The sequence below is a fragment of the Allobosea sp. P1_B10 genome (genome assembly GCF_056406735.1).
Genome location: NZ_JBFTZP010000003.1, coordinates 79,993 through 93,625, shown reverse-complemented (window position 1 = coordinate 93,625; position 13,633 = coordinate 79,993). Strand labels below are relative to the sequence as shown.

Below are 13,633 nucleotides of genomic sequence, written 5' to 3'. Positions count from 1 at the left end.
TGGCCGCCGCCGGCTCACTTCAGCTTGACGTCCTCCAGACGGAAGTTGGAGGTCGGCAGGACCTCGAAGCCCTCGACATGGCTGCGATAGGCATAGGACGTGCCGGGATAGAACAGGAAGATCGAGGGCGCGCCCTCATGCGCGATCTTCACCATTTCCTTGAACATGGCGCCGCGCTCCGGCCCGTCATTGGTGACGCGCTCCTTCTCGTAGAGCTCGTTGACGCGCTCGCTCTTCCATTCGGTGTGGTAGGCGTTGGCGCGCTCGGGGTTGACGATCAGGAAGCCGGCCATCTGGTCGGGATCGATGGTGTCGCTGGAGGCATAGGACACGGCCATCTCATAGTCGCCGGCCTTGGTCGTCGACCAATGCGTGCCGCCTTCGACGAGCTTGATCTCGGCGGTCACGCCGATCTGGCCCAGCGCGCTCTGCAACGCCTGTCCGAGCTGACGGTGCAGCGGGCGGCCCGAATGCACCAGGAGCGAGGTCTTGAAGCCCTCGCCATAGCCGGCCTCCTTGAGCAGCGCCTTGGCCTTGGCGATGTCGTGGGCATAGGGCTTCAGGTCGGCATCAGCATAAGCCATCGGCGGCAGCGGCGAGTTGGCGACCTTGCCGGTGCCATAGAGCAGCGCCTTGACCAGGCCTTCCTTGTCGATGGCGTAGTTCAGCGCCTGGCGGACGCGGACGTCGTCGAAGGGCTTCTTCTTGGTGTTCATCAGCACGAAATCGCTGCGGAAGACAGGCGCGACGGCCGTCTTGATGGTCCCGGCCCGACCCAGCGTCTGCAACTGGTTCAGCGGGATCTCCAGCGCCGCGTCGATCTCGCCTGCCTGCAGCTTCAGCACGCGGCTGTTGCCCTCGGGGATGACCATCAGTTCGGCGCCGTCGAGATCGGGCTTGCCGGCCTGCCAGTAATTGCCGTTCTTCTTGAGCGAGAGCCCCTGGCCCTTGTTCCAGGCGGCGACGGTGAACGGGCCCGATCCGATCGGCGTATCGAAGAATTTCTCGGGCGCCGCTTCGAAGGCCTTCTGCGGAAGGATCGCGGAGGAGAACAGCGCGAGGTTGTTGAGCAACGGCGTGAAGGTCTTCTTGAGCTTCAGCACGACGGTGCGGTCGTCAGGCGTCTCGAAGGTATCGATGCCGGAAAAGAAGCGCTTCCAGCTCGAGGCATCGCTGCCCGCGCGCTTGAGCGAGAACACGACGTCGCTCGCCTTGACCGGCGTGCCGTCGGAGAACTTCGCCTCGCGCAGCTTGAAGCTGTAGGTCATGCCGTCGGCCGACACCTGCCAGCTCTCGGCGAGGCCGGGCTCGAGCTTGGTGGCATCCTTGCTCGGGCGCAGAAGCGTGTCGAAGATCAGGAGCTGCGCGAAGATCGAGGCGTTGTCGCTGGTCGCGATCGGGTCGAGCGAAACAAGGTCCTGCGTCTGCGCCAGGCGCAGCACGCCCTTGGCGAACGTGGCCTGCGGCACGAGCGCGGCAGGAGCGAGCACGGCGAGCGCCAGCGCGGCAGCAGACACCATCGAACGGAATTTGGTCATTGCAGTCCCCTGAATGGCTACCGGTTCTGTGCCGGCGATGATTTGCATCATTCCACGCCCCGCCCTAGTCTAGCCAATGAAAGATTTGGCGAGATCTCCAACCAGATGGAATACCTGACGCGATGAAGATCGGCGCCCTCCTCGTGCTGGATGCCTTCGTCCGGCTCGGCGGCACAGGCGAAGCCGCACAGGGCCTCGGGCTCTCGCAATCGGCCGTGATCAAGGCGCTCCGGCTTGCCGAGCAGGAACTCGACCTCGATCTCGTCAGCACGGTGCAGGGCCGCCTGATGCCGACACCCGAAGCGCTCGCCCTCAGGCAGCAGGCCCAGGGCGCGTTTGGCGCGCTGAGCCGGGCGCGGCACGAGGCCGACATGATCCGCGTCGGCATGGCCCAGCGCCTGCGCGTCGCGACGGTGCCGGGCCTCGCCCACAGCATCCTGCCTCTGGCGATCACGCAGGCGCGCACCGCGCTCGATGACGACACCCCCATCGAGATCATGTTCGACCATGTCGCGGCCCATCTCGGCGCCGGCGAGGCCGACCTCGCCATCTCCTACGGCCCACTGCCCGATGCCGGCCTCGACAATATCGTGCTGGGACAGAGCCCGCTGGTCTGCGTGTTCGCGCATTCGCATCCGCTGGCCGGACGGACATCCCTGGTGCGAGGAGACCTCCTGCCCCATCGCCTCATCAGCTATGCACCCGACGGGTTCAGCCCGGCCGACAGCTTCCAGCAGGCGCTCACCGAGGCCGGCCTGGCCAGCCGCATCGCGATCAGCGTGCGCCACACCGACACGGCCTGCCATCTCGCGCGGCAAGGGATCGGCATCGCCATCGTCGACGGCTTCGTCATCAGCAGCGGCCTTACCGAAGGGCTTTCGGTCCTGCCCATGGCCGAGAGCCCGCGGGTCACCGCCTATGCGCATCATCGCAGCGCCCCGCTCGAAGGCGCCGCCGCGATCCTGCTCGATTGCCTGGGACGGGGCGCGGCATGAGCGGACTCACGCCCTCGCAGGCGGCCGTCCTGCGCGCCGTGGATCGCTGCGGCACGACCACGGAGGCCGCACGACAGCTCAACCTGACCCAATCGGCGATCAGCAAGATCGTCGCGCGCAGCGAGGCCAGCCTCGGCATCGCGGTGTTTGCGCGTAGGGACGGCCGGCTCCTCCTGCGGCCGCAGGCGCGCGAGCTGATGCGCACGCTGGGGATCGTCGAGGCGGAATGGGCGAGCCTGCGCGACACGGTCGCCGGGCTGCGCTCGGGCCGGGCGGTGCCGCTCCGGATCGTCTCGACGCCCAGCATCGGACACAGCCTGATCGCCGGGGCCCTGCGCCAGTTGATGACGGAATATCCGCAGGCGCGGGTCGAGCTGATCATGGGCGACGGCCCGACCGAGCTGTCGCGGGGCAATGCCGATATCGGCTTCATGTTCTCGCCGCGCGTTACCGATGACATCGCGCTGACACCCCTGGCCGAGGGCGCGATCGTCGCCCTGCTGCGCTGCGACGATCCGCTGGCACAGCAGGAGGCGATCGACCTGCGAGATCTCGCAAGACGCCGCCTGATCTGCTTCGACCGCGAAAAATCGCCCCTCGGCTGGCTGATCGCGCGCGCGCATGAAAAGGCTGGGCTGGATTATGCACCGTTCATGACGGTGCCCTACAGCATCTCGGCAGCCCATCTGCTGGCCCGGCAGGGCGACGTCTCGCTCGTCGACAGCCTGCTGATGGAAGCCCAGCGCTTCGAGGGACTGACGACCCGTCCGGTCGCGCCGACGATCCCGATCACGATCTGCATGATGACGGTGCGCAGCCGCCCGCTCTCGCGTGTCGCCGGGCGCTTGGTCGAGATCGTCAGCTCCGGCTGACGACCTGCCAGCCGAGGCACAACCAGCCTCCCCCGCGGCGCCCGCTCAGAATCCAGGATGCGCTTCCGCTTGCGCTTTCGTCTGCGTCCGTACTTGACGAGCGCTCCGAAAAAATAAATTATAATTTATAAGAGTGAAGGGGGCGGCATTGAAGATTGTTCGACTCAGGGCGATCCAGCTCGAAGCGCGGTTCGCGGACGTGTTCGGCGGTATCGACAAGGTGCCTGCGGAACTGCTGGCTCCGGCAGCGCATTTTCGGCGGATCCCCCGCACCGGCCAGGTCTCCACTCTGGTGATCGTCGAGAGCGATGACGGCGCGATCGGCTATGGCGAGGCTTTCGGCCTGCCCCATGCAGGAGCTGCCACCGCGATCATCAACGGCGTGATCGCGCCTGCCCTGATCGGGGCCGAGATCGGCGATCCCCGTGAGATGCTCGGCGATCTCGAGCGCTACTTCACGGCGATGGGCAGCACGCGCGGCCCGGCCATCGAATCCCTGAGCGGTGTCGATATCGCGCTGTGGGACCTCAAGGCCCGGGCTGCAGGCCTGCCGCTGGCGACGCTGCTCGGCGGCTCGCCCGGTCCGGTCGCGACCTATGTCAGTCCGGTCGGCTTCCAGGACCATCCCGACAAGTCGGCCCGTGCCGCGCGGGTCTATCTTGACGAGGGCTATACCGCGATCAAGCTCAAGGTCGGGCGCGGCCTGCAGATCGATATCGACCATATCGCTGCCGTGCGCGGCGAGATGGGGCCCGATAAGGCGCTCTATCTGGACGCCAACTGCGCCTATGACGTGCCGACCGCGATCGCCGTCGCCAAGGCGCTCGTGCCCTACAATATCGGCTGGTTCGAGGAACCGGTTCCCCCCGATGATCCGCAGGCCCTCGCCGAAGTCCGCCGGGCCTCGCCCGTGCCGATCGCGGCCGGCGAGAACGATTTCACGCTCGCGGCCCACGCAAAGCTGGTCGCGGCCGACGCGGTCGATTTCCTGCAACCGAACATCTCGCGCGCAGGCGGCGTGTCGGGCCTGATGGCGATCGGCGCGCTATGCGCGCGCTCGGGCATCCTGATGGCACCTCATGGCGTCGGCACCTGCGTCGCCGTCTCGGCGGCCGTGCATACCTGCCGCGCCGCGCCGGCCGTTCATGCCTATGAGGCGAACCGGCTGCTCAACCCGCTGCGCGACACCATGGCGGTGCGCCCGCTGATCACCGAAGCCGGACAACTGGTCGCCCAGGATGCGCCCGGCCATGGCGGCGAGCCCGATCTGGCCCGCCTTGCCCGCTATGCCGTGAACGGACTGGGCACCAATCCGGAGCGGGCCGATGTCAATATCAGTGCTTAGCCCCGGCGACATGGGCGAACTCGCCGGCAAGCCCGGCGAGACGCTCGCCGAGACCTTGCGGCGCACGCTGCTCGACATGATCGTGTTCGGCTATTTCGAGCGCGGCACGCGGCTCTATCCCGAAAAACTCGCAGAGCACTTCAACGTCAGCCTGACGCCTGTGCGCGAGGCCCTGATGCGGCTGGCGGCTGAAGGCTTCATCGAGGTCATCCAGCGCCGCGGCTATCACATCCGCGACCCCGACGCGAAGCAGGTGCTCGACCTCTGGCAGGTGCGGCTCGCGATCGAACTGATGGCAGGCGAACTGATGATCGGGCGCCTGAACGAGGGCAGCCTCGCCATCACCGCGATCGACGGCATCGAGGAGGTGCAGTGTCGCCTCGAGGTGGATCCTCTGGCGATCTCGCACAAGGACCGGCACGAGCAGAACGCGAGCTTCCATCACAAGATCGTCGAGTTCTCGGGCAACGACCTTCTGCTCTCGACCTATCGCGGCATCCAGATGCAGGTCTTGAACGCCTGGATCCAGCGCGGCATCGAATCCTGGCGCACGCGCCATGCGTCGGAGGCCATCGAGCACCGCGCCATCATCAAGGCGCTGCGCGACCGCAGCCCCGACGCCTACGCCAAGGCGGTGCGCGCCCATCTGGGCCGCTCGCTCAAGGATGCGCTGGCCGATCTCAAGGCCCGCAACCTGATCGAAGAACTCGCACAGAGCCGGACCTAATCGGCCGCATTTTCACGGGGAGGATAATCATCATGAAGAGACGTGACGTTTTGAACGGGCTGGCCGCGCTCGGATTCGTGGCGGCAGGCGCAGTTGCCACGCAGGCCCCTGCTCTGGCGCAGACCAAGACCATCCGCATGTGGACGTTCCTGAGCGCCACTGGCACGACGCCGCGCGAGGTCGCCTTGGCGCAGATCATCAAGAACTATGAGGCCGCCAATCCGGGCACCAAGATCGTCGTCGAGACCCAGGTCTGGGACCAGATGACGCCGAAATTCCTGGCGGCCCATCGAGCCGGCAACGCGCCCGACATCAGCTGGGTGGTGACCGACTTCCTCGGCGACGCCATCGGCTCGGGCTCGCTGGCCGACCTCAACGAACTCTTCATGAAGAAATGGCCGGCAGAGCAGGTCAAGGACCATGCCAGTGCCTATTGGGACCTGACCAAGAAGGGCGACAAGCAATATGCGCTGTTCGCCTCGCCCAACTACATCTCGATCGTCTACCGCGCCGACCTGATGAAGGCTGCCGGCATCGACCCGGCCTCGATCAAGACCTGGGATGATTTCCGCAGTGCAGCCGAAAAGCTGACGGTGAAGAACGCCGCCGGCCAGGTGACGCGCTATGGCTATGCGCAGGGCTTCAGCGAGCAGCAGGCCGACCCGCACATGATGATCCCCTATCTCCTCGGAGAGGGCGAGACGCTGTTCAAGGCCGACGGAAAGGCCAATTTCGCAAGCCCCGCCGGCGTCGCGGCGATGACCTTCGCGACCGACCTGGTCAAGAAGTACAACGTCTCGCCGCCGCAATCGGCGACCTGGACGGTCGACGACCTGTTCGAGCAGTTCTCCTCGGACCGCGTGGCGATGATCCAGGGCCCGAGCGTGCGCGTCTCCACGCTGCAGGCCAAGCTCGGCAAGGAAAATGTTGGCCTGATGCTCTGGCCGGGCAACGGCAAGACCGCGCACTCACCCGCCGTCATGGCCGGATGGGCCGTCGGCGTCTGGTCCAAGGGCCAGCAGAAGGAGGAAGCCGGCAAGTTCGTCGACTACATGCTCGGAAGCGAAGCCGAAAAGATCTGGGTCACCGTCGGCGGGCAGTCGCCGCTGATGGCCTCGACGGCCAAGGCGGTGGCGCCCTTCGTCGACCAGCCCGGCAACGGCTATATCCGCGTCGCCGCCGAAGGGGCGAGCAAATATGGCTGGCTCACCCCGATCGAGTTCAATGTCGGCGGCTATCGCCAGGCGCTGAACAAGGCGACGCAGCGCATCATCGTCGAAGGCGTCGCCGTCAAGGCTGCCCTCGAGGAGGCGGAAACCCGCTTCAATCGCCAGAACAATCGCTGACGTGAGCCGGGCGGAGCTGAAAACGGCTCCGCCCTCGATCAGGGATCGCTCTTGATGACGATGTATTCGCGCCTCACGGGCGTCAATTATGTGCTGCCCGCGATGGCCCTGCTCATGCTGGTGCTGTTCTCGCCGGTTCTCTATGGCTTCTGGTTCAGTCTGTTCCGCATCCAGTACGGCGCGCCGACGGATTTCGCCGGGCTGGAGAACTATGCGCGGCTGCTCGACGACCCCGTGCTCGCCGCCACGCTGGAGCGCAGCGCCGTGTTTACCGTGGCAGCGGTCTCGCTGACGCTGGTGATCGCGCTGGCACTGGCGGTCTGGATCAACCGCCTCGGCAAGCGGCTCGGCTTCATTGTCCAGATGATCGTGATCCTGCCCTGGATCATCTCGACGGTGGTGGCGACACTGCTGTTCCGCTGGGTCTTCGTCAGCGATATCGGGCTGGCGGGCTCGCTGATCCGGATGGCGGGCATTCCCGATGTCCAGCTCCTCAACAGCCCCGGCAGCGCCATGGCCCTGCTGATCGGCGTCTCGGTCTGGAAGCGGGTCGGCTATGCCGTGATCATCCTGCTCGCCGGACTGAAGGGCATCCCGGACGATTACGAGGAAGCCGCAAAGATCGACGGCGCCACGCCATGGCAGATCTTCTGGCTGATCGTGCTGCCGCTCCTGAAGACGCCGCTGCTGCTGGTGACGATCGTGCTGACCCTCTCCAACCTCAACACCGTCGAGACCCCGCTGGTGCTGACTGGCGGCGGGCCGGGCGATGCGACGCGCATCCTGCCGATCGAGGTATTCGACCGCGCCTTCGTGAATTTCGACCTCGGCTCGGCCACCGCGCTCGCCCTGATGATGTTTGCCGGCAATATCCTGCTCGTCATGGCCTATGTCAGGCTTGCGAAGTGGAAGACGTGATGAGCGCCGCAGCTTCCACGACCCATCCCCGGCCCGTCCCGGCCCGGGAGGCCCCTCCGGTCCGGGCCCGTGCGATCCTGCCCGGCCCCGTCGGGCTCGTCATCGCCGCCCTGTTCCTGATCCTGGCCGGGCTCAACCTGCTGCCCTTGCTCTGGGGCGTTCTGACCTCGCTCAAATCGCAGCCGGACCTGTTCCGGACGCCGCCGGTCCTGTTCGACTTCACCCCCACTGCGGAAAACTACCAGCGCGTCGTCGACAGCGGCTTCCTCGGCAACATGCGGATCAGCGTGTTCTACTGCGTCGTCACTGTGGTGGGCGTGCTGGTTCTCGCCCTGCCGGCGGCCTACGCCTTCGACCGCTTTGATTTCCCCCTGCGCCGTGCGCTGTTCATGCTGGTGGTGGCCAGCATCCCGCTGTCGCTGGGCGCGGCCGCGCTGCTGATACCGAACTATCTCTATTTCACGCGGCTGGGACTGACCAATTCATGGTTCACCCTGCCGCTGATCTACACGGCCTACCAGCTGCCGATGGCGATCTGGATCATCAAGGGCTCACTCGAAGCGATACCGCGCGAGCTCGACGAGGCCGCGATCATCGATGGCGCCACGCATTTCCAGATCCTGACGCGCGTCATGCTGCCGCTGACGCGGCCGGCGCTGGGTGCGGCCGGGGTGCTGACCTTCGTCGCCTGCTGGAACGAGTTCGTGGCGGGCTCGGTGATGATCGACACGCCGGACCTGCGGCCGATCCAGCCGGCTATCTACAACTTCATCGGTTATTTCGGGCGCGAATGGGGGCCGCTGACGGCCTCGGCGACGCTCGCCATCATCCCCATCCTCATCGCATTCGCCCTGCTCAGCCGCCTGATCGTGTCCGGCCTGACCAAGGGTTCGGTCAAGGGCTGAGACATGCATTCCATCTCCAATATCGGCTGCGACGAGGCCGAGGCCGTCATTGCGGCCGCAGCCGGCGAAGCGACGCAGATGGGCGTGCCCCAGAATATCGCGATCGTCGACGCAGCGGGCCACCTGGTCGCCTTCAGGCGCATGGACGGCGCCAAGTTCACCTCGATCGAGATCGCGCTGGCAAAAGCGTTCACCGCGGCTGGCGCCCAGGTCGAGACCAAGGCGATCGGAGCGCGCACCCTGCCGGGCGAGCCCGGCTTCGGCATCCAGAACCTGCATGGCGGCCGCTTCACCACTCTTGCGGGCGGCATTCCGCTGCGCGCCGGCACGCAGGTGATCGGCGCCATCGGCGTCAGCTCCGGCTCGACCGTTCAGGACCAGCAGGTGGCCGAGGCCGGCGCAGCCGCCTTTGCGGCGCTCGGCCTCTCCGCCTGATCAACCTTACCCCGACTATGCAAGCATCGTGAGCCTGACCATGTGGGATATCATCATCGTGGGCGGCGGCTCGGCCGGCTGCGTCCTGGCCAATCGCCTGTCTGCCGACCCTGCCCGAAAAGTCCTGCTGATCGAGGCCGGGCGCGACCTCAAGCCCGGCGAAGAAGGCTCGGCGATCCTCGACACCTATCCCGGCAAGGCCGCCTTCGATCCGCAGAACCACTGGCCCGACCTGATGGTGCAGACGCAACCGCATCTGCACAATGTCACCAACCGTCCGCCGCCCAAGCGCTACGAGCAGCCGATGCTGATCGGCGGTGGCTCCAGCATCAACGGCCAGATCGCCAATCGTGGCACGCCGGCCGATTATGACGAATGGGGACAGGCCGGCGCGCAGGGCTGGGACTGGGACGCGGTGCTGCCCTATTTCATCAAGGCCGAGAACGATCTCGACTATTCCGGGCCGCTGCACGGCAAAAGCGGCCCCATCCCGATCCACCGCATCCCGCATGAGCGCTGGCCGGCCTTCTCTGTCGCGGCCGAGGCGGCCATGGAGGCGCAAGGCTACCCTGACATCAAGGACCAGAACGGCGCCTTCGGCGACGGGCACTTTGCGATCACGCTGTCCAATAACGGCCAGCACCGCGTCTCGACCGCGATGGCGTATCTCGACGCCGCAACCCGGCGCCGGCCGAACCTCACCATCATGGCCGACACAAAGGTCCTGACACTCGCGATGGAGGGTAACCGGGTCGTCGGCGTCGACGTCGCAAGCGGCAGCCGCCAGCAGCGCCTGGCGGCGCGAGAGGTCGTCGTCTCCTCGGGGAGCATGCATTCGCCGGCCCTGCTGATGCGATCCGGGATCGGCCCGGCAGCGCATCTGCGGTCGCTCGGAATCGAGGTGCGTGCAGACCGGCGCGGCGTCGGCGCCAATTTGCAGGAGCATCCGGGCATTTCGCTGTCGGGTTACATCAAGCCCGCCGCGCGGTTGGGCAACTCGACGCGCCGGCACATCCATGTCGGCATGCGCTACTCTTCCGGCGTCGAGGACTGCGGTCCATCCGACATGTTCCTGATGGTCGCGGCCAAATCGGCCTGGCACCCGCTGGGGCCGCGCATCGGCACGATCATTTCCTGGATCAACAAGGCGCATTCGCGTGGCGACGTGCGGCTGGTCTCGTCGGACCCGCGCCAGGAGCCGACCGCCGACTTCAACTATCTGTCCGACTATCGCGATCTCCAGCGCATGGGCGCGGCCGTGCACCTGATCGCAAAGCTGTTCGCCACGCAGCCCCTGGCAGATCTCGTCGAGATGCCGGGCGCCTCGAGCTATAGCGGTTTCGCCAAGTCGCTCGGCCGCCAGACCGTGCGCAACTACCTGATCACCGCGCCGATCGCGCTTGCGATCGACGCCCTGCCGCCGCTGCGAAAACTGTTCTTCCAGCACGCCGTCTCGAGCGGGATCAGCCTGCAATCGCTGCTGAACGAGCCGGACATTCTCGAGGCCTATGTGAAGGCCCATGCCTTCGGGCAGTGGCATTGCTGCGGCACCTGCCGCATGGGCGCAGCCGACGACCCCGACGCGGTCGTGGACGGGGCCACGGGCCGGGTCCACGGCGTCGAAGGCTTGAGCGTCGTCGATGCCTCGATCATGCCGACCGCGCCGCGCGCGAACCTCAACCTGCCGGTGATCATGATCGCCGAGCGCATGGCGGAGCTGATCGCGGCCAGACCAAACTAGTCGCTCCAACTCGAGCGCCCGACAGAAAGCTGCGGAAATGATTGCGCGCGCGCAAGATTGCTATTCCCTTGTCGTCGCGGCTTCGGGATAACGGCCGCGCGCCAACCCCACCACGAGAGTGGCCCCGGCGCATGATCCAAGGAGAGCTTACTTGAAACGTCGGCAGTTCATCGCCAGCGCTGCGGCCGCGACCGTCGCTGCGCCCATCGCCAGCCCCGCCATTGCGCAGAGCGCCCCTTCCATCAAGTGGCGCCTCGTCTCGGCCTTCCCGAAGTCGCTCGACACACTCTTCGGCGGCTCGGTCCAGCTAGCCAAGCGGGTTGCGGAGGCGACCGACAACAAGTTTGAGATCCAGCCCTTCGCAGCCGGCGAGATCGTGCCCGGCGGCGCCGCGGTGATCGATGCGGCATCGGCCGGCACGGTCGAATGCTGCCACACCTGCAGCTACTACGCGATCGGCCAGGATCCGACCTTCGCCTTCGGCACCTGCATTCCCTTCGGCCTGAATGCACGCCAGACCACGGCCTGGCTGGAGTTCGGCGGCGGCAACGACATGCTCAACGCCTTCTACAAGAAGTTCAACCTGCACAGCCTAGCGGCCGGCAACACCGGCGTGCAGATGGGCGGCTGGTTCCGCAAGGAGATCAACACGGTCGATGACCTGAAGGGCATCAAGTTCCGCGTCGGTGGCCTCGCCGGCAACATCCTGCTCAAGCTCGGCGTGGTGCCGCAGCAGATCGGCGGCGGCGAGCTCTACTCCTCGCTGGAGCGCGGTGCGATCGATGCCGCCGAATGGACCGGCGCCTATGACGACGAGAAGCTCGGGCTCTACCGGATCGCCAAGTACTACTATTATCCCGGCTGGTGGGACCAGGGCACGGTCATCTCGCTGATGATGAACGACGCCAAGTGGCAGGAACTGCCCAAGGCCTACAAGGCGATCCTCGCCAGCGCCTGCGCAGAGACCAACGCGTGGATGCAGGCCAAGTACGACCACGAGAACCCGGCTGCGCTCAAGCGCCTGGTCGCCAACGGCGCCCAGCTGCGCGCCTTCTCGCCGGCGATCATGGCCGCTTCGTTCAAGGCGGCGGAGGAAACCTTCGCCGAGATCAGCGCCCAGAACCCGACCTTCAAGTCGATCCTGGCCAACCAGAACGAGTTCCGTGCGGCCTCGTCGCTGTGGTGGCAGGTCAGCGAACTCCCCTACGACATCAACATCGCCAACCTGATGCGCGCCCAGCGCTGAGGCCAAATCCGCTCCGGGCGCTCGTCCGGAGAGGCTTTCCCCATGCCCGCTGCGCAGACCCGCGGCGGGCATGGACTGGATCACCGATCACGGCCGTACCGCAAATCCGAGCGGTATCGCCGTCGTGGACTTCAGTTCCTCCATGGCAAACATCGAGGTGACATCGTTCAGGTCGATGCGCGAGATCAGCTTCTTGTAGAGCGCATCATAGGCTTCGATATCGGGCACATAGGCCTTGAGCAGGTAGTCGATCTCCCCGCTCATCCGATAGAAGTCGACGATCTCCGGGAGGTCGTTGACCGCGGCATGGAAGCGCTCGAGCCATTCCATCGAATGGCGGCTGGTCTTGACGGCGATGAAAACCGTGACACCGGCCTTGAGGCGCGTCCGGTCGAGCAGGGCCACGCGCTTGCGGATCAGCCCGGCATTCTCGAGCTTCTGGATCCGGCGCCAGCACGGCGTCGACGACAGGCCGATCGCCTCCGCGAGTTCGGCCAGGGGCGTGCTCGCATCCTCCTGCAGCCGCGCGAGAATCTTGAGATCGAATTCGTCGAGCTTGATCATGCGCGCTCCGGACCGGACGTGATTTGCTTGCGCCACCCTGCCATCAGGAAGCCGCTCATTCCACTTTTCCGTATCTTCTTAGAATGAGCTTCCAATAGGAGAAGGATTTTCCTCCAGTTAGCAAACCAGTTGCGCCGGCCCCGCTCTATCATCGTCGCAATCGATGGCGACGGAGCGGGCCGATGCAGGGTGTCCTGAGCGAAGACAGGCGGGCGGGCGTATTGCGCAGCCTGCGGACATGCGACAACACCCTGTCGCGCGACTATCTCGGCGCGGCGCGCGCGGTCCTGCAGGAACTGGTTTCCATTCCGGGCCTGGTCGAGCGCCTGCCGCTCGAACGCAAGCCCGGCAGCTATGCCCGCAACCTGCTGGCCGGTGACGACGAGGTCAGCGTCTGGGCGATCGTCTGGAGCCCAGGCTCTGCGACCTCGATCCACGACCATCATTGTTCCTGCTGCTTCGGCGTCGTCAGCGGCACGGTGACAGAGACCTGGTATCGCGACATCGGCGATTGCCGGGCGGTGCCAACCGAGATCCAGGACAGGCAGGCGGGCTTCGTCGCCTGCATGCTGCCGTCGGGACCGAATATCCACCGCATGCAGAACCTGCATCAGGTCGAGGCCATCTCGATCCATATCTATGGCTTCGACCATGAGGCGCACGCTTCGTCGATCGAGACCGAGTATACCGCCTCGAACGGCTGAGCCTGAGCCGGCTCCAGGGATGCGGATTCGCAGCACGGCAGGTGGCGAAAAATATTCGACGATCATCTCATGTTCGAGGGAACCGGAGCGTAGCTGCACCGTTATGGCAGCAGCGCTTCACCATCCCCCCGACCGTGAGGCGCGATAAGCCCGGTTCCCCTTTCAGGGGAGCCGGGCTTTTTCTTGGCCAGAAGCCGAAGCGGACCGTGTGAGACTGGCGGGTTGCTAACGTCCGGACCGTTGTCGCCGATATCGCGGATCCCTGCCGAGCAAAAGCGGACCAAGGGCGGCATCCGC

General features: G+C 65.8%; 13 protein-coding genes. 11 read left to right on the top strand and 2 right to left on the bottom strand.

What is annotated here, in order from left to right; all coding sequences use genetic code 11:
• Positions 1–14: 14 nt before the first annotated feature.
• A complete protein-coding gene (locus AC1D2L_RS07940; RefSeq protein ID WP_476845312.1) occupies positions 15–1,538 on the bottom strand; it encodes an ABC transporter substrate-binding protein in 1,524 nt (507 codons plus the stop codon).
• Positions 1,539–1,660: 122 nt separating this feature from the next.
• Here AC1D2L_RS07940 and AC1D2L_RS07935 point away from each other — a divergent pair, with 122 nt between their 5' ends.
• From AC1D2L_RS07935 to AC1D2L_RS07890, 10 genes are all read left to right on the top strand, one after another.
• Positions 1,661–2,533 (top strand): LysR family transcriptional regulator, encoded by an 873-nt coding sequence (locus tag AC1D2L_RS07935; protein WP_476845311.1) that lies wholly within the window; start codon positions 1,661–1,663, stop codon positions 2,531–2,533.
• Positions 2,530–3,405 carry a LysR family transcriptional regulator gene (locus AC1D2L_RS07930; RefSeq protein WP_476845310.1) on the top strand — a complete coding sequence of 292 codons (876 nt, stop codon included), beginning with the start codon at positions 2,530–2,532 and terminating at the stop codon, positions 3,403–3,405. The genes AC1D2L_RS07935 and AC1D2L_RS07930 overlap by 4 nt, the downstream gene beginning before the upstream one ends.
• A 148-nt stretch (positions 3,406–3,553) precedes the next feature.
• Complete coding sequence (locus AC1D2L_RS07925) at positions 3,554–4,750, top strand: mandelate racemase/muconate lactonizing enzyme family protein (protein ID WP_476845309.1); 1,197 nt, start codon at positions 3,554–3,556, stop codon at positions 4,748–4,750.
• Entirely contained in the window at positions 4,731–5,477 is a 747-nt protein-coding gene (locus AC1D2L_RS07920; protein ID WP_476845308.1) for a GntR family transcriptional regulator, read from the top strand. Before AC1D2L_RS07925 ends, AC1D2L_RS07920 begins: the two co-directional genes overlap by 20 nt.
• A 32-nt stretch (positions 5,478–5,509) precedes the next feature.
• The gene (locus AC1D2L_RS07915; RefSeq protein ID WP_476845307.1) at positions 5,510–6,823 is read left to right on the top strand and encodes an ABC transporter substrate-binding protein; all 1,314 of its coding nucleotides are present in this window, start codon (positions 5,510–5,512) and stop codon (positions 6,821–6,823) included.
• 54 nt (positions 6,824–6,877) lie between these two features.
• Positions 6,878–7,741, top strand: a complete 864-nt coding sequence (locus AC1D2L_RS07910) for a carbohydrate ABC transporter permease (RefSeq protein WP_476845306.1) — start codon at positions 6,878–6,880, stop codon at positions 7,739–7,741.
• Positions 7,741–8,646, top strand: coding sequence for a carbohydrate ABC transporter permease (locus AC1D2L_RS07905; protein WP_476845305.1), 906 nt, complete (start codon positions 7,741–7,743; stop codon positions 8,644–8,646). The genes AC1D2L_RS07910 and AC1D2L_RS07905 overlap by 1 nt, the downstream gene beginning before the upstream one ends.
• A 3-nt stretch (positions 8,647–8,649) precedes the next feature.
• Positions 8,650–9,081, top strand: coding sequence for a GlcG/HbpS family heme-binding protein (locus AC1D2L_RS07900; RefSeq protein ID WP_476845304.1), 432 nt, complete (start codon positions 8,650–8,652; stop codon positions 9,079–9,081).
• Positions 9,082–9,109: 28 nt separating this feature from the next.
• Positions 9,110–10,822, top strand: a complete 1,713-nt coding sequence (locus AC1D2L_RS07895) for a GMC family oxidoreductase (protein WP_476845303.1) — start codon at positions 9,110–9,112, stop codon at positions 10,820–10,822.
• A 151-nt stretch (positions 10,823–10,973) separates the two neighbouring features.
• On the top strand, positions 10,974–12,068 hold the full coding sequence (locus AC1D2L_RS07890; RefSeq protein WP_476845302.1) for a TRAP transporter substrate-binding protein: 1,095 nt from the start codon (positions 10,974–10,976) through the stop codon (positions 12,066–12,068).
• Between the two features lie 87 nt (positions 12,069–12,155).
• Here the strand turns inward: AC1D2L_RS07890 and AC1D2L_RS07885 are convergent, their stop codons facing one another.
• Positions 12,156–12,632: an Lrp/AsnC family transcriptional regulator gene (locus AC1D2L_RS07885; protein ID WP_476845301.1), complete on the bottom strand. Its 477-nt coding sequence runs from the start codon at positions 12,630–12,632 to the stop codon at positions 12,156–12,158.
• A 182-nt stretch (positions 12,633–12,814) separates the two neighbouring features.
• Here AC1D2L_RS07885 and AC1D2L_RS07880 point away from each other — a divergent pair, with 182 nt between their 5' ends.
• A complete protein-coding gene (locus AC1D2L_RS07880) occupies positions 12,815–13,336 on the top strand; it encodes a cysteine dioxygenase (protein ID WP_476845300.1) in 522 nt (173 codons plus the stop codon).
• The last annotated feature ends 297 nt before the right edge of the window (positions 13,337–13,633 follow it).